The 19,528-nt window shown below is 54.1% G+C and carries 17 protein-coding genes, 2 tRNA genes and 1 rRNA gene; 16 read left to right on the top strand and 4 right to left on the bottom strand.

The annotated features are described in order from the left end of the window. The 7 genes from rrf to yjfF all read left to right on the top strand — a co-directional run bounded on the left by rrf (position 1) and on the right by yjfF (position 5,378). A 5S ribosomal RNA gene (gene rrf, locus ACO0U8_RS22360) occupies positions 1-116 on the top strand. 87 nt (positions 117-203) lie between these two features. Then, positions 204-280 (top strand) — tRNA-Asp (locus ACO0U8_RS22355). 52 nt (positions 281-332) lie between these two features. After that, positions 333-408 (top strand) — tRNA-Trp (locus ACO0U8_RS22350). 405 nt (positions 409-813) lie between these two features. After that, positions 814-1,770, top strand: coding sequence for a galactofuranose ABC transporter, galactofuranose-binding protein YtfQ (gene ytfQ / locus ACO0U8_RS22345; protein ID WP_056772381.1), 957 nt, complete (start codon positions 814-816; stop codon positions 1,768-1,770). A gap of 107 nt (positions 1,771-1,877) precedes the next feature. Further along, positions 1,878-3,362: a galactofuranose ABC transporter, ATP-binding protein YtfR gene (ytfR, locus tag ACO0U8_RS22340; RefSeq protein WP_183850435.1), complete on the top strand. Its 1,485-nt coding sequence runs from the start codon at positions 1,878-1,880 to the stop codon at positions 3,360-3,362. 10 nt (positions 3,363-3,372) lie between these two features. Beyond that, on the top strand, positions 3,373-4,392 hold the full coding sequence (gene ytfT, locus ACO0U8_RS22335) for a galactofuranose ABC transporter, ATP-binding protein YtfT (protein ID WP_122096498.1): 1,020 nt from the start codon (positions 3,373-3,375) through the stop codon (positions 4,390-4,392). Next, positions 4,392-5,378, top strand: a complete 987-nt coding sequence (gene yjfF, locus ACO0U8_RS22330; RefSeq protein WP_056772370.1) for a galactofuranose ABC transporter, permease protein YjfF — start codon at positions 4,392-4,394, stop codon at positions 5,376-5,378. The genes ytfT and yjfF overlap by 1 nt, the downstream gene beginning before the upstream one ends. An 11-nt stretch (positions 5,379-5,389) precedes the next feature. Here yjfF and hdfR read toward each other — a convergent pair whose 3' ends face one another. Further along, complete coding sequence (gene hdfR, locus ACO0U8_RS22325; protein ID WP_056772412.1) at positions 5,390-6,214, bottom strand: HTH-type transcriptional regulator HdfR; 825 nt, start codon at positions 6,212-6,214, stop codon at positions 5,390-5,392. Between the two features lie 118 nt (positions 6,215-6,332). On the opposite strand from hdfR, the gene ACO0U8_RS22320 reads away from it, so the two are divergent. After that, the gene (locus ACO0U8_RS22320) at positions 6,333-6,671 is read left to right on the top strand and encodes a DUF413 domain-containing protein (protein ID WP_056772365.1); all 339 of its coding nucleotides are present in this window, start codon (positions 6,333-6,335) and stop codon (positions 6,669-6,671) included. A 25-nt stretch (positions 6,672-6,696) separates the two neighbouring features. On the opposite strand, the gene ACO0U8_RS22315 is transcribed toward ACO0U8_RS22320, so the two are convergent. Next, entirely contained in the window at positions 6,697-8,232 is a 1,536-nt protein-coding gene (locus ACO0U8_RS22315) for a YifB family Mg chelatase-like AAA ATPase (protein WP_421671646.1), read from the bottom strand. A 365-nt stretch (positions 8,233-8,597) separates the two neighbouring features. Between ACO0U8_RS22315 and ACO0U8_RS22310 the strand changes: the two genes are divergently transcribed. From ACO0U8_RS22310 to ilvA, 7 genes are all read left to right on the top strand, one after another. Next, positions 8,598-9,836 carry an MFS transporter gene (locus tag ACO0U8_RS22310; RefSeq protein WP_056772359.1) on the top strand — a complete coding sequence of 413 codons (1,239 nt, stop codon included), beginning with the start codon at positions 8,598-8,600 and terminating at the stop codon, positions 9,834-9,836. Positions 9,837-9,968: 132 nt separating this feature from the next. Beyond that, complete coding sequence (gene ilvL / locus ACO0U8_RS22305; protein ID WP_015699153.1) at positions 9,969-10,070, top strand: ilv operon leader peptide; 102 nt, start codon at positions 9,969-9,971, stop codon at positions 10,068-10,070. A 147-nt stretch (positions 10,071-10,217) separates the two neighbouring features. Beyond that, complete coding sequence (gene ilvG, locus ACO0U8_RS22300) at positions 10,218-11,864, top strand: acetolactate synthase 2 catalytic subunit (RefSeq protein WP_421671645.1); 1,647 nt, start codon at positions 10,218-10,220, stop codon at positions 11,862-11,864. Then, positions 11,861-12,124: an acetolactate synthase 2 small subunit gene (gene ilvM / locus ACO0U8_RS22295; RefSeq protein ID WP_013577547.1), complete on the top strand. Its 264-nt coding sequence runs from the start codon at positions 11,861-11,863 to the stop codon at positions 12,122-12,124. Before ilvG ends, ilvM begins: the two co-directional genes overlap by 4 nt. An 18-nt stretch (positions 12,125-12,142) precedes the next feature. Continuing rightward, positions 12,143-13,072 carry a branched-chain amino acid transaminase gene (locus ACO0U8_RS22290; RefSeq protein WP_056772355.1) on the top strand — a complete coding sequence of 310 codons (930 nt, stop codon included), beginning with the start codon at positions 12,143-12,145 and terminating at the stop codon, positions 13,070-13,072. A gap of 73 nt (positions 13,073-13,145) precedes the next feature. After that, entirely contained in the window at positions 13,146-14,996 is a 1,851-nt protein-coding gene (gene ilvD, locus ACO0U8_RS22285; protein WP_122096502.1) for a dihydroxy-acid dehydratase, read from the top strand. Between the two features lie 5 nt (positions 14,997-15,001). Beyond that, positions 15,002-16,546: a threonine ammonia-lyase, biosynthetic gene (ilvA, locus tag ACO0U8_RS22280; RefSeq protein WP_122096503.1), complete on the top strand. Its 1,545-nt coding sequence runs from the start codon at positions 15,002-15,004 to the stop codon at positions 16,544-16,546. Between the two features lie 53 nt (positions 16,547-16,599). On the opposite strand, the gene ilvY is transcribed toward ilvA, so the two are convergent. Continuing rightward, the gene (gene ilvY, locus ACO0U8_RS22275; protein ID WP_421671644.1) at positions 16,600-17,481 is read right to left on the bottom strand and encodes an HTH-type transcriptional activator IlvY; all 882 of its coding nucleotides are present in this window, start codon (positions 17,479-17,481) and stop codon (positions 16,600-16,602) included. Between the two features lie 186 nt (positions 17,482-17,667). Between ilvY and ilvC the strand changes: the two genes are divergently transcribed. Then, the gene (gene ilvC / locus ACO0U8_RS22270; RefSeq protein ID WP_056772344.1) at positions 17,668-19,143 is read left to right on the top strand and encodes a ketol-acid reductoisomerase; all 1,476 of its coding nucleotides are present in this window, start codon (positions 17,668-17,670) and stop codon (positions 19,141-19,143) included. Between the two features lie 89 nt (positions 19,144-19,232). Here ilvC and ppiC read toward each other — a convergent pair whose 3' ends face one another. After that, positions 19,233-19,514 carry a peptidylprolyl isomerase PpiC gene (gene ppiC / locus ACO0U8_RS22265; RefSeq protein ID WP_056772340.1) on the bottom strand — a complete coding sequence of 94 codons (282 nt, stop codon included), beginning with the start codon at positions 19,512-19,514 and terminating at the stop codon, positions 19,233-19,235. Positions 19,515-19,528 lie beyond the last annotated feature (14 nt).

The raw sequence follows: 19,528 nt of genomic DNA, 5'->3' as shown, positions 1-19,528 counted from the left end.
CCTGGCGGCACTAGCGCGGTGGTCCCACCTGACCCCATGCCGAACTCAGAAGTGAAACGCCGTAGCGCCGATGGTAGTGTGGGGTCTCCCCATGCGAGAGTAGGGAACTGCCAGGCATCAAATTAGTTCCTTTTCCCCTGACAAGGAAAATAACAGGAACAAACGCGCATCAGACGATTTCTGATGGGTGTGAAAGAACCGGTGGAGCGGTAGTTCAGTTGGTTAGAATACCTGCCTGTCACGCAGGGGGTCGCGGGTTCGAGCCCCGTCCGTTCCGCCACTTATTTGATTATGCCTGCTAATTTTAGCAGGCATAATGTTAAGCGTAATTTAGGGGCGTAGCTCAGTTGGTAGAGCACCGGTCTCCAAAACCGGGTGTCGCGAGTTCGAGTCTCTCCGCCCCTGCCATATCAGAGCCCTTCGCGAAAGCGAGGGGCTTTTTTTTATCTAAAATTCCCTGACTGTTCCTCGCAAACACATTACTCCTCAATGCACACACCTTTCATTGCAGACATTTGCACACTTTAAGCGCAATACCGCCGCTATTTCCGGTTATTTCTGGTCATATTTTGGCTAAATACATGCACTAAATGATTGTTATCCCCATATGTGACCCCGCTCATGCTCCCTTTTTCCCTGTGTACTAAACCTAATCATCGTCTTATGACGACAACCAGAACCTGATATGACTCTTTTCCCCCTTTTTACGACGTAATTGTCGTGACGGGGGAATGCGTATATCAGGTGCATGTTCTGGCCGTACCCAACGAGTCATAACAAAAAGTAGCTCAGACTACACGCGAGGAAAGAAACATGTACAAACGCTTATTTGTGGCAGCAGCAGTAGCAACAGCACTTTGTGGTGCGGCACAGGCAGCTCCGCTGGTTGTGGGTTTTTCTCAGATCGGCTCAGAGTCTGGTTGGCGTTCAGCAGAGACTAAAGTGTCTAAGTCAGAGGCGGAAAAACGCGGGATCACACTGAAAATTGCGGATGCTCAGCAAAAACAAGAGAACCAAATTAAGGCAATACGTTCGTTTATTGCGCAAGGCGTAGATGCCATCTTTATTGCACCGGTAGTCGCAACCGGCTGGGCTCCTGTTCTGACCGAAGCTAAAGAAGCGAAGATCCCCGTATTCCTGTTGGACCGAACTATTGAAGTCAGCGATCCTTCTCTGTACACCGCCGCCGTCGCGTCTGACAGCGTTTACGAAGGTAAAGTTGCCGGTGACTGGCTGGTGAAAGATGTCGCGGGTAAGCCTTGTAACGTGGTCGAACTTCAGGGAACCGTCGGTGCGAGCGTCGCGTTAAACCGTAAAAAAGGGTTTGCGGATGCGCTTAAAGCGGCACCAAATGTAAAAATCATCCGCTCACAGTCTGGTGACTTTACCCGTAGCAAGGGTAAAGAAGTCATGGAAAGCTTCATCAAAGCTGAACAAAACGGCAAAAACATTTGTGCCGTCTATGCACATAACGATGACATGGCAATCGGTGCTATTCAGGCCATCAAAGAAGCGGGTCTGAAACCAGGTTCGCAGATCAAAATCGTCTCGATCGACGGCGTTCCTGATATCTATAAAGCCATGCTGAATGGCGAAGCCAATGCTTCTGTCGAGCTGACACCTAACATGGCCGGTCCTGCATTCGATGCATTAATCGCCATGAAAAAAGACGGTACTCAACCGAAGAAATTTATTCAGACTCAGTCCGCTTTGATCTTGCCGGATATGGCTCAGAAAGAATACGACATGAAAAAAGACATGGGTTATTAAGCCGATTTTACCGGTCTGTCTGATGGCAGGCCGGTAGAAATTATTCCCTTTCCGCCGATGGCGGATGCAGCAGGAGTAGTGACGTGACGGATAATCCAGGTTCAGCAATGCTGCTCGATGTGCGCGGCCTCTCTGTAGAATTCCCCGGCGTTAAGGCGCTGGAAAATGTCGACTTTACCCTCGAACGTGGTGAAATAGTTGCTCTTTTAGGCGAGAACGGTGCCGGTAAATCTACAATGATTAAAGCCCTGACTGGCGTCTATAAACGTTCTGCCGGACAGGTATTTTTGAATGGTACATCCATCGAGCCTGTTAATACCGCGCATGCCCAATCACTGGGAATCGGTACGGTTTATCAGGAAGTGAATCTCCTGCCCAATATCTCCGTTGCAGCTAATCTTTTCATCGGGCGCGAACCTACCCGTTTTGGTCTGGTGAATCAGCGCAAGATGGAACAGCAGGCCGGGGCGCTTCTGGAAGGCTACGGGCTGCATCTGGATGTCAGTCAGCCACTCTCAACTTACTCCATTGCGATTCAGCAAATCGTGGCAATTGCCCGCGCCGTTGACCTTTCTGCACAGGTCTTAATCCTTGATGAACCCACCGCCAGCCTTGATGCAAAAGAAGTCAGCATGCTGCTCGATATTCTCATCCAGCTTCGGGGCAAAGGCGTGGGGATGATCTTTGTGACCCATTTTCTTGATCAGGTTTACCGCATCAGCGATCGCATCACGGTGTTGCGAAACGGCAAACGTGTGGGTTCCGAGCGTACCGTGGATTTACCGCGTATCGATCTTGTTCCAATGATGCTGGGCCACAGTTTTGATGAAAGCCTGCTCAAACGTACGGAACACAGAAATGTCACTGGCGAACCGCTGGTCGATTTTAAAGATTACGGCCGCCGTGGTGTGGTTGAGAATTTTGATCTTCACGTTCGTCGTGGCGAAATTGTCGGTCTGGCAGGATTACTTGGATCCGGACGGACAGAAACCGCTCAGCTGATTTTTGGCATAAAAGGTCATGACAGCGGTAAAGCGCAGGTCAATGGGCGTGCAGAAACCATCAGTACGCCGCGCAAAGCCGCAAAGCTGGGGTTTGGTTATTGCCCGGAGGATCGCAAAACTGACGGTATTATTGGCGCGGCCACGGTGAGGGAAAACATCATTCTTGCTTTACAGGCTCAGCGCGGTTGGTTACGTCCTTTACCGTTGAAAGAACAGCATCAGATCTCTGAAAAATTCATCAAACTTCTTGGTATTCGTACTCCCGGAACCGAGCAGGAAATCCAGTATCTCTCCGGCGGGAATCAACAAAAAGTGTTGCTGTCCCGCTGGCTGGCGACCAATCCCCGCTTTCTTATCCTTGATGAACCCACCCGCGGTATTGATGTGGGTGCGCATGCTGAAATCATTCGTCTGATTGAAAAACTGTGCGATGAGGGGCTGGCGTTGCTGGTGATTTCTTCTGAACTGGAAGAGCTGGCGGGTTATGCCGATCGGATCGTGGTACTGCGCGATCGTCGTCATGTCGCCGAAATTGAGCAGGCTGAGATCTCCGTGCCAGCCATTATGAAAGCCATTGCGGCTCAGTGAGGAGATAGCGATGAGTAACAGGAGTCTGCCGATGACAGGAACACCGCGCAAAGTTCGATGGGTATTTCCTAAGGGCGCCACTCAAATCGGGGCGTTCATCGCAATATTATTGATCGACAGCCTGGTGGCACCGGGCTTTTTCTCCATCCACATTCAGGATGGCCGCCTGTTCGGCAGTCTGGTTGATATCTTCAATCGTGGTGCACCGGTGGCGCTGCTTGCACTTGGAATGACGCTGGTGATTGCGACCGGGGGTATCGATCTCTCCGTCGGTGCCGTCATGGCTATCGCCGGCGCGACGGCAGCCACCATGACGGTTCAGGGTTATCCGCTGATGATGGTGCTGCTGGCTTCTGTGGGGGTCGGCGCCGTGTGTGGCCTGTGGAATGGTTTTCTGGTTGCCGTTCTGCAGATTCAGCCGATTGTCGCAACATTGATGCTGATGGTGGCCGGGCGCGGTATTGCACAGCTCATCACTGAAGGACAAATCGTTACCTTCGAACATAATGGCTTATCGCAGTTCGGCAGCGGCTCTCTGTTTTACCTGCCGATGCCGGTCATCATTGTGGTCGTGATGCTGTTCCTGGTGTGGGCGCTGACGCGGAAAACGGCGCTTGGCTTGTTTATTGAGTCGGTTGGGATAAACATCCGTTCGGCTTATAACGCGGGTGTGAATGCGCGTCTGGTGCTGATTTCCACTTATGTGATTTGCGGGATCTGCGCGGCGGTTGCCGGCGTGATTGTGACCGCCGATATTCGCGGTGCGGATGCCAATAATGCGGGGTTGTGGCTGGAGCTGGACGCAATTTTGGCCGTGGTCATTGGCGGTGGATCGTTGCTCGGGGGGCGCTTCAATTTGCTTCTCTCGGTCATCGGTGCGCTGATCATTCAGGGTATGAATACTGGCATCCTGCTCTCAGGTTTTAAGCCTGAATTTAATCTGGTGCTGAAAGCGCTGGTGGTACTGGCCGTCCTGGTGGTGCAGTCGCCACGGGTATCCCTCAGTAATCTGTTCCGGAGGAAGGGATAATGCTGAAAAGAAATTTGCCCCTGCTGATTACAATCGTGGTGTTCCTTGCCGGATATGGTTATTGCTTCACGCAATTTCCCGGATTCGCCTCCACGCGGGTCTTCTTTGATTTACTGACCGATAACGCGTTTCTTGGGATTGTCGCCGTCGGTATGACGTTCGTCATTCTCTCTGGTGGTATCGACCTTTCCGTGGGCTCTGTCATTGCCTTTACCGGCGTGTTGCTGGCAAAACTGATTGGTGAATACGGTGTCGCGCCCGGTTATGCGTTTGTGATTGTCCTGCTGATGGGGGCGATGTTTGGCGCGCTGATGGGCTGGATTATCGACACCTTAAAGCTCCCGGCGTTTATCATCACCCTTGCCGGTATGTTTTTTGTGCGCGGGATGAGTTTTATCGTGTCGGAAGAGTCGCTGCCCATCAATCATCCTGTTTATGATTTTCTCGCCAATTTCGCGTGGAAAATGCCGGGAGGAGGCCGCTTTACTCTGTTGGCGCTGGTCATGCTCATGGTGGTTTTCGTGGGGATTATTCTGGCGCACCGTACCCGCTTTGGTAACAACGTTTATGCGGTCGGTGGCAGTAATGTTTCGGCAGCGCTGATGGGCGTTCCGGTCAGACGTACCACGATTTATATCTACATGCTGTCGAGTACGCTGGCAGTTCTTTCCGGCATTGTGTTCTCACTCTACACCTCTGCGGGCTACGCACTGGCTGCCAGCGGCGTAGAGCTGGATGCTATCGCCTCGGTGGTGATTGGCGGTACGTTACTCAGCGGCGGTGTAGGCACCGTGCTCGGAAGCCTTTTCGGCGTGCTGATTCAGGGTTTAATACAAACCTACATCACCTTCGACGGCACGCTCAGCTCCTGGTGGACCAAAATCGTCATGGGCATCCTGCTGTTTGTCTTTATCGGCTTGCAGAAGGGCATGGGGTCATTCTGGACCGCCAGAAGAGCACGTCACCCGCGCCCTGAGCCAACCTGATCGCGGCAGGCTCAGAGATGAGTGATCAGCGGTGTTTTGAGTAACTGACGGATCAAAACCTGCTGATCGCTGTTTTGCAGCCACACCGCATAGAGCGGGCGGATCACCGGTGGAACGTCTTCATGCACCGCAAGTTGTGGGTATTCTTTTGCCCAGTGTGCAGGCAGGAAAGCACAACCACCGGTTTGTTCAAGCAACTGACGCGTCAGATGTGCCGAGGTTGTTGTCAGCACCGGCTCCTGATCGCTGTTCTGCAATTTTTCCTGCTGTGGAAAATCTGCACCCCATTCCAGCTTCACGTAAGGCGAATGCTCGCTTCTGACCGTTTTCTGCGATGAAAAAAGTCGTAACGAGAAATTACCCAGCAACTGGCTTGAGAGTTCATCCATCTTTGGCGGCTCGGTAGTGATCAGCAAATCCAGTTGTCTTTCATGCAATTGCTTCACCAGTGACTGGCGTAACGCGATGCGCGCTTCCAGCCGTAACGTGTCACGTTGCACATAGAGAGACTGCATCCAGGGGGTCAGATACGCTTCCCAGAGCGATGCAGTGGCACCAATCGACAATTCTGTGTGCTGTAACGAGCGTATCACCTCTTTTTTCGCCAGTTGCCAGGTAGACATCAGATTTTCGGCGTAAGGCAGCAGGCGCTCTCCTGCGGGCGTTAAGCGGATATTATTTCGATGGCGGGTGAATAAATTCGCACCAAGTTGAGTTTCCAGTTGCCGGATACGAAAGCTGACAGCGGATTGCGTAAGATAGAGAGATTCCGCCGCCCGACCAAAGTGGCGAGTTCTACTGACCTCCAAAAAGGTTTTCAGTAATTCCGTGTCCAAAACCATCTCCAATTATTTTTGTCGTTAAGATTTAAATGTTTTGTTTTACACAATGTCAAGCCTAACTAATACTCCGCGCCATAACAGCACGACCATGAGAGAATTAGGAGCGTGTCAGATGGCGGAAAGCTTCACCACGACAAGTCGTTTTTTTGATAATAAACATTACCCTCGCGGGTTCTCCCGGCATGGCGATTTCACCATTAAAGAAGCGCAAATGCTAGAACGTTACGGCTTTGCCTTTAACGAACTGGATTTGGGAAAACGCGAGCCAGCAACCGACGAAGAAAAGCTGTTCCTTGAGGTTTGCCGCGGTACGCGTGAACCGGTAACGGATGCAGAAAAAGTGTGGAACAAATACATTGTCCGCACGCGTCGTCCGAAGAAATTCCACACGTTGTCTGGCGGTAAGCCGCAGGCTGACGCTGTAGAAGACTACACGGAAAGCGACGACTAATGAAACGGGGCTCTGCCCCGTTTTTTTATGCCAGACTCTTATGCAGCGTTAACAATAGCCTATCCATGCTGCGATAGCTCAGCGCCTCCGCAATATGTTTGCGTTCAATGGCTTCACAGCCCCCCAAATCGGCCAGCGTTCTCGCGACTTTAAGAATGCGATGCCAGGCTCTCACCGACAATCCCAGTTTATGCAGTACCTCTTCCAGAAATTCCGCATCCGCTTTGGTTAAAACACAATACAACTCAACTTCACTACTTTTGAGATGGGCGTTAATTTTCCCCGCCCGGTTTAACTGAATGTCCCTGGCGATCAACACCCGCTCCCGCACTTCTGCGCTACTTTCCCTCACGACAGGCGCATGATTTTGCTGGCTCAAAATACCCGGCGGTAAAAGCGGTACTTCAATCGATAAATCGAAACGGTCCAGGAAAGGCCCTGATAGCCGGCTCAGATAGCGTAAGACCTGCTGTGGCGGCGTGCGGTTATGGACGCCCTGATAATGTCCGGTCGGGCTGGGATTCATCGCGGCAATCAGTTGTGCTCTTGCCGGATAGCGTACTTTCGCCCGGGCGCGGGAAATGGTGATTTCGCCGGACTCCATTGGCTGGCGCAGAGCATCCAAAACCTGACGCTGAAATTCAGGCAGCTCATCAAGAAACAGAACGCCGTTGTGGGCCAGAGAAATTTCTCCCGGTCTGGGCAATGAACCGCCGCCAACCAGCGCACTCATCGACGTGCTGTGATGCGGCGCGCGAAACGGGCGAACGCGGGAAAACTCGCCATCTTCCTCCGGGTTATACACCAGGCTGGCGATGGCCGCGGTTTCCAGTTTTTCTTCATTGCTCAGGGGCGGCAGCAATCCGGGTAACCGGCTGGCGAGCATGGTTTTGCCTGTGCCAGGCGGGCCAATCAGCAGTAAGTTATGGCCGCCTGCAGCGGCGACTTCCAGCGCTCGCTTGGACTGCTCCTGACCGATGATTTCCGCAATGTCGGGCGGATTCGCCTGAGCGGAAGACTGCGCCGGGTATTCGATGGTCGGCAGGTTGTCTTCGCCCTGAAGAAAGGCGCAAACCTGTAGCAAATGTCCGGCGATGCGCGCGACGCCGGGATCCAGCAGCGTCATTTCCGCCTGATTGTTTTGCGGGAGGATCAGGATGCGCCCCTCTTTTTGCGCCTCAAGTGCGGCCGGGATCGCGCCGTTAACGCTGCGCAATGCGCCTGAAAGCCCGAGTTCACCTAAGAATTCATATTCATTCAGCTTATCTCCCTGCAATTGCTCAGAGGCCACCAGAATCGCCAGGGCTATCGACAGATCGTAGCGGCCGCCTTCCTTGGGTAAATCTGCGGGCGCGAGGTTCACGGTGATGCGCTTTGCCGGAAAAGTGAATCCGCAGTTAATGATTGCGCTGCGCACACGGTCCCTGGCTTCTTTAACGGTGGTTTCAGGCAATCCGACCAGCGTCAGCGCGGGTAAGCCGTTGCTGATATGCACTTCGACAGAGACGCCGGGTGCCTGAACGCCCAGCGATGCGCGCGTAAATACCACGGCTAATGACATGCTTTTTCCTTTGCGGTGAAAATTCCTGACAACAGCATGCCGTAATGCCCGACGGTTGCGGAAATAAGATCTCAGCCCTGCGCAACGTTACGCAAAAAATCTCATGAATTTAGCAAATGAAATCAGAGGGCTGTGCGGCGTCTCGCATAAGTCGCAACATCCTCTAACAGCTTGTGGTGTCTGGAAACAAATTAGCGGGCTAATTAAGTTGCTGGTTTGTGCATCAGCGGTGTTTAATTTGAATGTATTTAACAATAAACAAACAAATACCAATTATTAATTAACATCTCTCTGCCTCACCGAGGATTTTCCGTATCGGCTCGTTGAGCGCATTGCCTGCATCTTTCCGGAATAGGGATACACCCATGTTTGGTTGGACTTCACGGCAGCGAAACGTTGCCATCGCCAGTTTTTTGAGCTGGACTCTCGACGCCTTCGATTTCTTTATTTTAGTCTTTCTTCTCAGTGATATAGCGACCGCATTTCAGGTGGATATCAAAGAGGTCACGCTGGCTATTTTACTGACGCTGGCAGTGCGGCCAATTGGCGCGCTGGTGTTTGGGCGGGCAGCGGAAAAATACGGGCGTAAGCCGGTGCTGATGGTGAACATTGCCTGCTTTTCCATTTTTGAACTGTGTACGGCAGCAGCACCGTCGCTGACCATTTTCCTGATCCTGCGTGTGATTTACGGGATCGCGATGGGCGGTGTCTGGGGCGTGGCGTCATCACTGGCGATGGAAACCATCCCCGACCGTTCACGCGGCATGATGTCGGGGATTTTCCAGGCCGGTTATCCGTTTGGTTATCTGCTGGCGGCGGTGGTGTACGGGCTGTTCTCAGAACTGGTTGGCTGGCGCGGAATGTTTGTGATCGGTGCGGTGCCCGTTTTCCTGCTGCCGTTCATCTGGTTCAAAGTGCAGGAATCCCCGGTCTGGCTGGCCGCCCGTGAGCGAAAAGAAAGTACAGCGTTGCTGCCGGTGCTGAAATCGCACTGGAAACTCTGCGTCTATCTGGTGGTGCTGATGGCGGCGTTCAATTTCTTCAGCCACGGAACGCAGGATCTTTACCCCTCATTCCTGAAAGTTCAGCATGGTTTTGATGCACATACGGTCAGCCTGATCGCCATCAGTTACACCATAGCCTCGATCATCGGCGGTATCTTCTTTGGCACGCTGTCAGAAAAAATCGGGCGGAAAAAAGCCATTATTATCGCGGCCTTACTCTCATTACCGGTGATCCCTCTGTGGGCTTTCTCCAGCGGAACCTGGACCATCGGGCTGGGGGCTTTCCTGATGCAGTTTATGGTGCAGGGCGCGTGGGGCGTTATTCCGTCTTATCTCACCGAGCTGGTGCCGGCTAATACCCGCGCGGTGCTGCCCGGTTTTGTTTATCAGCTTGGGAATCTGCTGGCGTCGGTCAACGCCACGTTGCAGGCAAGCATTGCTGAAAGTCACGGACATAACTACGGGCTGGCGATGGCCATTGTGGCCGGGACAGTGGCCATCGTGATTTCTGTGCTGGTGGCGTTTGGCCGGGATACGCGCGGAAAAGCGATAACAGGAGCAATAAATAATCAGGCGACAGATCAACCCGCTAAGGTTTGATTTTTCACTGAATTTTTCGCTGATGCTGCGACGGGCCGCAATTAATAACGCAAGAAAAATGTTGTCATTAAATGCATTACTGTGATAACTCTGTAGGCAATCGTTCGCAATATGAATTATAGAAACCGAAAAATGAAAGCCCTTCTCCTCGTAGTTAGCCTAGTCGTGATTAGCGTGGTGGTGATTATTATCCCACCGTGCGGGGCTGCACTTGGACGAAGAAAGGCTTATTAAACAAGCCTGAACCTGAAAAGAAACCCCGCACCGAAAGGTCCGGGGTTTTTTTTTGGGTCAGGAATTTCAGAGAACAGTGAAGCGGGGTCGGAAAATGAGCAACAGCATAATGTTCTGCACTTGTCGCAAAAAGGCAGGAGAATAAGGATGAACGGAGCACAGTGGGTAGTACAAGCGTTGCGTGCGCAGGGGGTAGATATGGTGTTTGGTTATCCCGGCGGGGCAATCATGCCGGTATACGATGCACTGTATGACGGCGGCGTGGAACACCTGTTGTGCCGGCACGAGCAAGGTGCCGCAATGGCCGCCATCGGCTATGCCCGTTCAACCGGAAAAGTCGGCGTGTGTATTGCCACTTCCGGGCCTGGCGCGACCAACCTGATCACCGGTCTGGCCGACGCGCTGTTAGATTCCGTTCCGCTGGTGGCGATCACCGGACAGGTCGGCTCCGCCTTTATCGGTACCGACGCTTTCCAGGAGATCGACGTTTTAGGTTTGTCACTGGCCTGCACCAAACACAGTTTCCTGGTGGAATCGCTGGACGCATTGCCGGAAATCATGGCTGAAGCGTTTGCCATCGCCAGCTCCGGCCGTCCGGGCCCGGTGCTGATCGACATCCCGAAAGACATCCAGCTGGCGACCGGCGAACTGCCACCCCATCTGCTGGCGGTGGAAGAATCTTTCCCGCACCCGGTTGCAGAACTGGAACAGGCCCGCGCCATGATCGCCGCCGCGCAAAAACCGATGCTGTATATCGGCGGCGGTGTCGGGATGGCGCAGGCGGTTCCGGCATTACGCGATTTTATCTCGGCCACCGGCATTCCTGCGGTGGCCACGCTGAAAGGCCTGGGCGCGCCGGATGCCACTGACCCCTGCTATCTGGGGATGTTGGGAATGCACGGCACCAAAGCGGCGAATCTGGCGGTGCAGTCTTCTGACTTACTGATCGCCGTTGGTGCTCGCTTCGATGACCGTGTGACCGGAAAACTGAACACCTTTGCGCCGCACGCAGCGGTTATCCATATGGATATCGATCCGGCTGAGCTGAACAAACTGCGTCAGGCGCACGTGGCGTTGCAGGGTGATCTGAATGCGCTGTTACCGGCGCTGCAGCAGCCACTGAAGATCAACGCATGGCGTGATGAAGTGATGACGCTGAAAGCGCAGGGCGAATGGCGCTACGACCATCCGGGCGAAGCGATTTATGCACCGCTGCTGCTGAAACAAATCTCTGATCGTAAATCGGCGAATACCGTGGTGACGACTGACGTCGGCCAGCATCAGATGTGGACCGCGCAACATATGCAGTTCACCCGCCCGGAAAACTTCATCACCTCCAGCGGTCTGGGCACGATGGGCTTTGGCGTTCCGGCAGCCGTCGGCGCACAGGTTGCCCGCCCGGATGACATGGTGATCTGCGTTTCCGGTGACGGTTCCTTCATGATGAATGTTCAGGAGCTGGGCACCATCAAGCGAAAACAGTTGCCCGTCAAAATCCTGCTGCTGGATAACCAGCGGTTAGGGATGGTTCGACAGTGGCAGGAATTGTTCTTCGACGGACGCTTCAGTGAAACCAACCTCTCCGATAACCCCGATTTTGTGACGCTGGCCAGCGCATTTAACATCCCCGGCCAACGCATTCACCGTAAAGACCAAGTCGATGCCGCTCTGGACGCCTTCTTCAACAGCGAAGGTCCGTATTTGCTTCAGGTTTCCATCGACGAAAATGAAAATGTCTGGCCTCTGGTGCCACCGGGCGCAGGCAACGAAACCATGTTGGAGAAAATGTCATGATGCAGCATAACGTCTCAATCCAGGCCCGTTTCCGCCCTGAAATGTTGGAACGCGTATTACGCGTTGTTCGCCACCGTGGTTTTCAGGTATGCGCGATGAACATGACCCCGATGGTCAATGCGGAAAACATAAATATCGAATTGACCGTTGCCAGTCAGCGGCCGGTAGATTTACTGTCTTCACAGTTACGCAAACTTATGGATGTCGCCTGTGTCGAGATCCAGCAACACACATCACAACAAATACGCGCGAATGCGTGAGTAATAGGGACGATAAGAATGACGAAGAAAGCTGATTACATTTGGTTCAATGGTGAGATGGTTCCGTGGGCAGACGCGAAGGTTCACGTGATGTCACACGCGTTGCATTACGGCACGTCTGTCTTCGAAGGCGTACGTTGCTACGACTCCCATAAAGGTCCGGTCGTCTTCCGCCACCGTGAACATATGCAGCGTCTGCGCGATTCCGCCAAAATCTACCGTATGCCGGTTTCTCAGAGTGTTGATGAGCTGATGGAAGCCTGCCGCGAAACCCTGCGCAAAAACAATCTGGTCAGCGCCTATATCCGTCCGCTGGTGTTTGTGGGCGATGTCGGCATGGGTGTAAATCCACCGGATGGCTACAAAACTGACGTGATCATTGCCGCCTTCCCGTGGGGCGCCTATCTGGGTGAAGAAGCGCTGGAACAAGGCATCGACGCCATGGTGTCTTCCTGGAACCGCGTTGCCGCCAACACCATTCCCACTGCCGCGAAAGCCGGTGGTAACTACCTGTCCTCATTGCTGGTCGGCAGCGAAGCGCGTCGCCACGGTTATCAGGAAGGTATCGCGCTGGACGTTCACGGTTATGTCTCTGAAGGCGCAGGCGAAAACCTGTTTGAAGTGAAAGAAGGCATTCTGTTCACGCCTCCGTTTACCTCTTCCGCGCTGCCGGGTATCACCCGTGACGCTATTATTAAACTGGCGAAAGATATGGGTCTGGAAGTGCGTGAGCAGGTATTGTCCCGTGAATCCCTGTATCTGGCAGATGAAGTCTTCATGTCCGGCACCGCCGCAGAAATCACGCCAGTACGCAGCGTGGACGGCATTCAGGTCGGCATCGGCAAACGTGGTCCGGTGACCAAACAAATTCAGGATGCGTTCTTCGGCCTGTTCACCGGCAAAACCGAAGACAAATGGGGTTGGCTGGATCCTATCAACCCTCAGTAGTCACAAGAATAAGAATTGCGCAGGTAGCGATTTCGCTGCCTGCTAAACAGAAATGATTTGGAGTGAACAGAGCATGCCTAAGTACCGTTCCCACACCACGACTCATGGCCGCAACATGGCTGGCGCCCGCGCATTATGGCGTGCCACCGGCATGACCGATGACGATTTCGGTAAGCCCATTATTGCCGTCGTCAACTCCTTTACCCAGTTCGTACCGGGCCACGTTCACTTGCGCGATCTGGGTAAACTGGTTGCTGAGCAAATCGAAGCGTCCGGCGGCGTAGCGAAAGAATTTAATACCATCGCCGTGGATGACGGGATCGCCATGGGTCATGGCGGCATGCTGTATTCATTGCCTTCGCGCGAACTGATCGCGGATTCCGTGGAATACATGGTGAACGCGCACTGCGCCGATGCCATGGTGTGTATTTCCAACTGCGACAAAATCACCCCGGGAATGCTGATGGCGTCACTGCGCCTGAACATTCCGGTGATCTTCGTTTCCGGCGGTCCGATGGAAGCCGGTAAAACCAAGTTGTCCGACAAAATCATCAAACTCGACCTGGTCGATGCGATGATTCAGGGCGCAAACCCGAACGTCAGCGATGCTGACAGCGAACAGATCGAACGTTCTGCCTGTCCGACCTGTGGTTCCTGTTCCGGTATGTTCACCGCCAACTCCATGAACTGTCTGACCGAAGCGCTGGGCCTGTCTCAGCCGGGTAACGGTTCATTGCTGGCGACCCACGCCGACCGCCGGGATCTGTTCCTGAATGCCGGTCGTCGTATCGTTGAGCTGACCAAACGTTATTACGAAAAAGATGATGAATCCGCGTTGCCACGCAACATCGCCAGCAAAGCGGCATTCGAAAATGCCATGACGCTGGATATCGCCATGGGCGGTTCCACTAACACCGTTCTTCACCTGCTGGCTGCGGCGCAGGAAGGCGGCATCGAGTTCGATATGATCGACATCGACCGTCTGTCACGCGTTGTACCACACCTGTGTAAAGTGGCACCGAGCACGCCGAAATACCATATGGAAGACGTTCACCGCGCCGGTGGCGTACTGGCAATTCTGGGCGAGCTGGATCGCGCGAACCTGCTGAACCGCGACGTGAAAAACATCCTGGGCCTGAATCTGACGCAGACGCTTGAACAGTACGACATCATGCTGACCAAAGACGAAGCGGTGAAAAAAATGTTCCGCGCAGGCCCGGCAGGTATCCGTACCACGCAGGCATTCTCTCAGGATTGCCGCTGGGACACGCTGGATGATGACCGCGCGGAAGGGTGTATCCGCTCGCTGGAACATGCGTTCAGCAAAGACGGCGGTCTGGCCGTGCTTTACGGCAACATCGCCGAAGCGGGCAGTATCGTGAAAACCGCAGGCGTGGATAAATCCAACCTGACTTTCCGTGGCCCGGCCAAAGTGTACGAAAGCCAGGATGATGCGGTTTCCGCAATCCTCGGTGGCAAAGTCGTGTCCGGCGACGTCGTGGTTATCCGCTACGAAGGGCCAAAAGGCGGTCCGGGCATGCAGGAAATGCTGTATCCGACCACCTACCTGAAATCCATGGGTCTGGGCAAAGAGTGTGCGCTGATCACCGACGGTCGTTTCTCCGGCGGCACTTCCGGCCTGTCCATCGGCCACGTTTCTCCGGAAGCGGGCAGCGGCGGCATGATTGCGCTGGTGGAGGATGGCGACATCATTGATATCGATATTCCGAACCGCAAAATGGTACTGGACGTTCCTGCGGCTGAACTGGCTGCCCGTCACGAAGCCGAACTGGCGCGTGGCGACAAAGCCTGGACGCCGAAGAACCGCGAACGCGTGGTGTCTCTGGCGCTGCGTGCTTACGCATTGCTGGCGACCAGTGCCGATAAAGGCGCCGTTCGCGACAAGTCTAAGCTGGGAGGCTAAAGGCCATGGCGGTATCTCAACCTCTGCCCGATCAGCCGGGTGGTGCCGAATATCTGCGCGCCGTGCTGCGTGCGCCGGTTTATGAAGTCGCACAGGTGACGCCTTTGCAGGTCATGGAAAAGATCTCTTCCCGGCTGGGTAACACCATTCTGGTGAAGAGGGAGGACCGCCAGGCTGTTCACAGTTTTAAACTGCGCGGTGCGTATTCCATGATCGCCAGCCTGACCGAAGAGCAGGCCGCGCGCGGCGTGATTACGGCTTCTGCCGGTAACCACGCACAGGGCGTTGCGCTGTCGGCGACCAAAAAAGGCATTAAATCGCTGATCGTAATGCCGGTGGCGACCGCTGACATCAAGGTCGATGCCGTGCGTAATTTCGGCGGCGAAGTGCTGCTGCATGGTGCGAATTTCGATGAGGCGAAAGCCAAAGCGATTACGCTGTCGCAGGAACAGGGCATGACCTTTGTGCCGCCGTTTGATCATCCGGCGGTGATCGCCGGACAGGGCACGCTGGCGATGGAACTGCTGCAACAGGATGCACATCTGGACCGCGTCTTCGTGCCTGTCGGCGGCGGTGGTCTTGCGGCGGGTGTCGCAGTACTGATCAAACAGCTGATGCCGCAGATTCAGGTGATCGGCGTTGAAGCGGAAGATTCGGCTTGTCTGCGCGCGGCGCTCGATGCCGGTGAACCGGTTGATCTGGCGCGTGTCGGGTTGTTCGCCGAAGGCGTGGCCGTGAAGCGCATCGGGACGGAAACCTTCCGCCTGTGTCGTGAATATCTGGATGATGTGATCACCGTTGACAGTGATTCCATCTGCGCGGCCGTGAAAGATTTGTTCGAAGATGTGCGTGCGATTGCTGAACCTTCCGGCGCGCTGGCGCTGGCGGGGCTGAAGAAATACGTTCAGCAGCACAACATTCAGGGCGAGCGTCTGGCGCATGTGCTTTCCGGCGCGAACGTGAATTTCCACGGTCTGCGTTATGTGTCAGAACGCTGCGAGCTGGGCGAGCAACGCGAAGCGCTGCTGGCGGTGACCATTCCTGAGCGCAAAGGCAGCTTCCTGAAATTCTGTCAGCTGTTGGGTGGCCGTTCGGTAACGGAGTTCAATTACCGTTATGCCGATGCCGACAACGCCTGCATTTTTGTCGGCGTGCGTCTGACGCGCGGACATGCGGAACGTCTGGAAATCATCGACGAGCTGAATCACGACGGTTATCAGGTGGTCGATCTTTCTGATGATGAAATGGCGAAACTGCATGTGCGTTACATGGTGGGCGGGCGTCCGACCAAGCCTCTGCGCGAGCGGCTTTACAGCTTTGAGTTCCCGGAATCCCCCGGCGCTTTGCTGAAATTCCTGCACACGCTGGGCACGCACTGGAATATTTCGCTGTTCCATTATCGCAGCCACGGCACCGATTTTGGTCGCGTGCTGGCAGCCTTTGAGCTGAACGAGGAAGAGCCGGAGTTCGAACAGAACCTGAAGGCGTTGGGTTATGACTGTCACAACGAAAGTGATAATCCGGCATTCCGCTTCTTCTTAGCGGGCTGATAACGAAAACGGGACGCCTGAAAAGCGTCCCGTTTTTTTATTGCCTGAAAGGCTCAGAGCAACTGCCAGAACGCGTCAATCAGCGGTTCGTTGAGGCGTTTTTTCTGCACGCAGACGCCCAGCTCCAGCGGTGCGCCGGCCGCAACGTTATCCAGAATGGTAATGCGGTTGCGGATGGATTCCGGGCTGTTGTCGACCACGACCGACGGGATCAGCGCAATGCCGCAGCCAAGCGCGACCATCGAGACAATCGCTTCATGGCCGGACACCGTGGCGTAAATCAGCGGATTGCTCAGGCGGTTGCGTTTGAACCAGATGTCGATACGTTTTCGCGCCGGGCCATGCTCGGGAAGAATAAACGGGATCCGCGACCAGTCGGGATGAGGTTCGCTGACCTGGGTGCGTACCGCGCAGGGCAGGGAAGGCGAAATCAGGATCATTGAGATTTCGCCAATCTTTGCGAAATCGACGCTGCCCGGCAGACTTTCAGGATGTCCGGCGATACCTAAATCCGCGTCGGTAGACTGCACTTTTTCGACCGCATCGGCGGCATCGCCGGTGGTCAGTTTAATTTCGACCAGCGGATGCTGTGCGCGGAAGCGGTCCAGAATCGGCGGCAGATGGCTGTAGGCGGCGGTCACCGAGCAAAACAGACGCAGTTCGCCGCTCAGCGTCGGGCCATGCTGATCCAGCCCGCTGCGCAGTTGCTGGTAATGCAGCAGCGTCTGCTGGGCAAAGTTTCTGAGCTGTTCGCCCGCACTGGTCAGCTGCACGGTGCGGTTATCACGCTGAAACAGCGGCTGGCCGAGCTCCTCTTCCAGCCGCTGGATCTGGCGCGAAAGCGTGGACGGGCTGACATGCATCGCCTTCGATGAACGGCCAAAATGGCGGCTTTCCGCCAGATGTAAAAACAGTTTCAGATCACGTAAGTCCATAACGATTACCCGGTTTTCTCGCATTAAAGATGGCTGTTCAGGAGTATTGCATAATCTGCAACGTCATCTTCGTAATATATCAATTTAAGCAATGTGTCGCATGACATATAGTGAATTCACGGCGTTCACCGGCTCACCGGTGAAACAAAAAATAACAGCACTTACCTCGAAAGAACGGAGCAAGACATGGCTAACTATTTCAACACACTGAACCTGCGTCAGCAGCTGGCACAACTGGGCAAATGCCGCTTCATGGGTCGCGATGAATTCGCCGATGAAGCCAGCTACCTCAAAGGTAAAAAAGTGGTGATCGTGGGCTGTGGCGCACAAGGTTTGAACCAGGGTCTGAACATGCGTGATTCTGGCCTGGATGTGTCATATACCCTGCGTGCAGAAGCGATTGCCGAGAAACGCGCTTCATGGCGTAAAGCGACTGAAAACGGCTTTAAAGTCGGCACCTACGAAGAACTGATCCCGCAGGCCGATCTGGTCGTTAACCTGACGCCAGACAAACAGCATAGCGCGGTAGTAAAAGCCGTTCAGCCTCTGATGAAAGATGGCGCAACCCTGGGCTATTCCCACGGTTTCAACATCGTTGAAGTGGGCGAGCAAATCCGTAAAGACATCACCGTGGTGATGGTTGCGCCGAAATGTCCGGGTACCGAAGTACGTGAAGAATACAAACGCGGTTTCGGTGTACCGACGCTGATCGCAGTTCACCCGGAAAACGATCCGAAAGGCGAAGGCATGGCGATTGCTAAAGCCTGGGCAGCAGCCACCGGCGGCCACCGTGCAGGCGTTCTGCAGTCTTCCTTCGTTGCCGAAGTGAAATCTGACCTGATGGGCGAGCAGACTATCCTGTGCGGTATGTTACAGGCCGGTTCTCTGCTGTGCTTCGACAAACTGGTTGCTGACGGCGTTGATGAAGCTTACGCAGAAAAACTGCTGCAGTTCGGCTGGGAAACCATCACCGAAGCGCTGAAACAAGGCGGCATCACGCTGATGATGGACCGTCTGTCCAACCCGGCGAAACTGCGTGCTTATGCGCTGTCCGAACAACTGAAAGAGATCATGGCGCCACTGTTCCAGAAACACATGGACGACATCATCTCTGGCGAATTCTCCAGCGGCATGATGGCTGACTGGGCGAACGACGACAAAAACCTGCTGACCTGGCGTGAAGAAACGGGCGCCACCGCGTTCGAAAACGCACCTCAGTTCGACGGTAAAATCTCCGAGCAGGAATACTTCGATCACGGCGTTGTGATGATTGCGATGGTGAAAGCGGGCGTTGAGCTGGCCTTCGAAACCATGGTGGCTTCCGGCATCATCGAAGAATCTGCTTACTACGAATCACTGCACGAGCTGCCGCTGATCGCCAACACCGTTGCACGTAAGCGTCTGTACGAAATGAACGTGGTTATCTCTGATACCGCTGAATACGGTAACTACCTGTTCGCTAACGCCGCCGTACCGTTGCTGAAAGAGTTCATGACCACGCTGCAGGCGGGCGATTTGGGCAAATCAGTGGCTGAAACGCAGGTTGATAACGCGCAGCTGCGTGATGTTAACGAAGCGATTCGCAATCACCCGATCGAGTCAATTGGCCGCACTCTGCGCGGTTATATGACAGATATGAAACGCATTGCGGTAGCGAGTTAATTCGTTAACCCTCAGGTATGAAATAGAAATAAAAAGGGCACTGCATGAAAATGCGGTGCCCTTTCTTTTGGTTCTGGCAGAGGCAGAACTTAGTTGCGGTACAAAATCTTAATGATGTGGTAACCGAACTGAGTGTGCAGCGGGCCTTGTGGCTCGATCAGCGGTGCAGAGAAAACCACTTTGTCGAAAGCCGGCACCATTGCGCCTTGCTTGAATTCACCTAAATGGCCGCCTTTCTTACCTGACGGGCAGGTAGAGTGCTTCTTAGCCAGCTTCTCAAAATCGCCACCGTTCTTCAGTTGTTCCAGAAGTTCCAGTGCCTGTGCTTCTTCCTTTACCAGGATATGCATTGCTGCAGCAGTTTTTGCCATGATGTAGACCTTTT

Origin of the sequence: Rahnella sp. EDr1-12 (assembly GCF_049206505.1) — a bacterium.
Taxonomy (GTDB): Bacteria; Pseudomonadota; Gammaproteobacteria; order Enterobacterales; family Enterobacteriaceae; genus Rahnella; species Rahnella rivi.
This window is presented reverse-complemented; position numbering and strand designations above follow the sequence as displayed.

Bases quoted from the DNA above. Each gene is read 5' to 3' on its own strand.
- ytfQ (WP_056772381.1), top strand. From the start codon at position 814: ATGTACAAACGCTTATTTGTGGCAGCAGCAGTAGCAACAGCACTTTGT.
- ytfR (WP_183850435.1), top strand. From the start codon at position 1,878: ATGCTGCTCGATGTGCGCGGCCTCTCTGTAGAATTCCCCGGCGTTAAG.
- ytfT (WP_122096498.1), top strand. From the start codon at position 3,373: ATGAGTAACAGGAGTCTGCCGATGACAGGAACACCGCGCAAAGTTCGA.
- yjfF (WP_056772370.1), top strand. From the start codon at position 4,392: ATGCTGAAAAGAAATTTGCCCCTGCTGATTACAATCGTGGTGTTCCTT.
- ACO0U8_RS22320 (WP_056772365.1), top strand. From the start codon at position 6,333: ATGGCGGAAAGCTTCACCACGACAAGTCGTTTTTTTGATAATAAACAT.
- ACO0U8_RS22315 (WP_421671646.1), bottom strand. From the start codon at position 8,232: ATGTCATTAGCCGTGGTATTTACGCGCGCATCGCTGGGCGTTCAGGCA.
- ACO0U8_RS22310 (WP_056772359.1), top strand. From the start codon at position 8,598: ATGTTTGGTTGGACTTCACGGCAGCGAAACGTTGCCATCGCCAGTTTT.
- ilvL (WP_015699153.1), top strand. From the start codon at position 9,969: ATGAAAGCCCTTCTCCTCGTAGTTAGCCTAGTCGTGATTAGCGTGGTG.
- ilvG (WP_421671645.1), top strand. From the start codon at position 10,218: ATGAACGGAGCACAGTGGGTAGTACAAGCGTTGCGTGCGCAGGGGGTA.
- ilvM (WP_013577547.1), top strand. From the start codon at position 11,861: ATGATGCAGCATAACGTCTCAATCCAGGCCCGTTTCCGCCCTGAAATG.
- ACO0U8_RS22290 (WP_056772355.1), top strand. From the start codon at position 12,143: ATGACGAAGAAAGCTGATTACATTTGGTTCAATGGTGAGATGGTTCCG.
- ilvD (WP_122096502.1), top strand. From the start codon at position 13,146: ATGCCTAAGTACCGTTCCCACACCACGACTCATGGCCGCAACATGGCT.
- ilvA (WP_122096503.1), top strand. From the start codon at position 15,002: ATGGCGGTATCTCAACCTCTGCCCGATCAGCCGGGTGGTGCCGAATAT.
- ilvY (WP_421671644.1), bottom strand. From the start codon at position 17,481: ATGGACTTACGTGATCTGAAACTGTTTTTACATCTGGCGGAAAGCCGC.
- ilvC (WP_056772344.1), top strand. From the start codon at position 17,668: ATGGCTAACTATTTCAACACACTGAACCTGCGTCAGCAGCTGGCACAA.
- ppiC (WP_056772340.1), bottom strand. From the start codon at position 19,514: ATGGCAAAAACTGCTGCAGCAATGCATATCCTGGTAAAGGAAGAAGCA.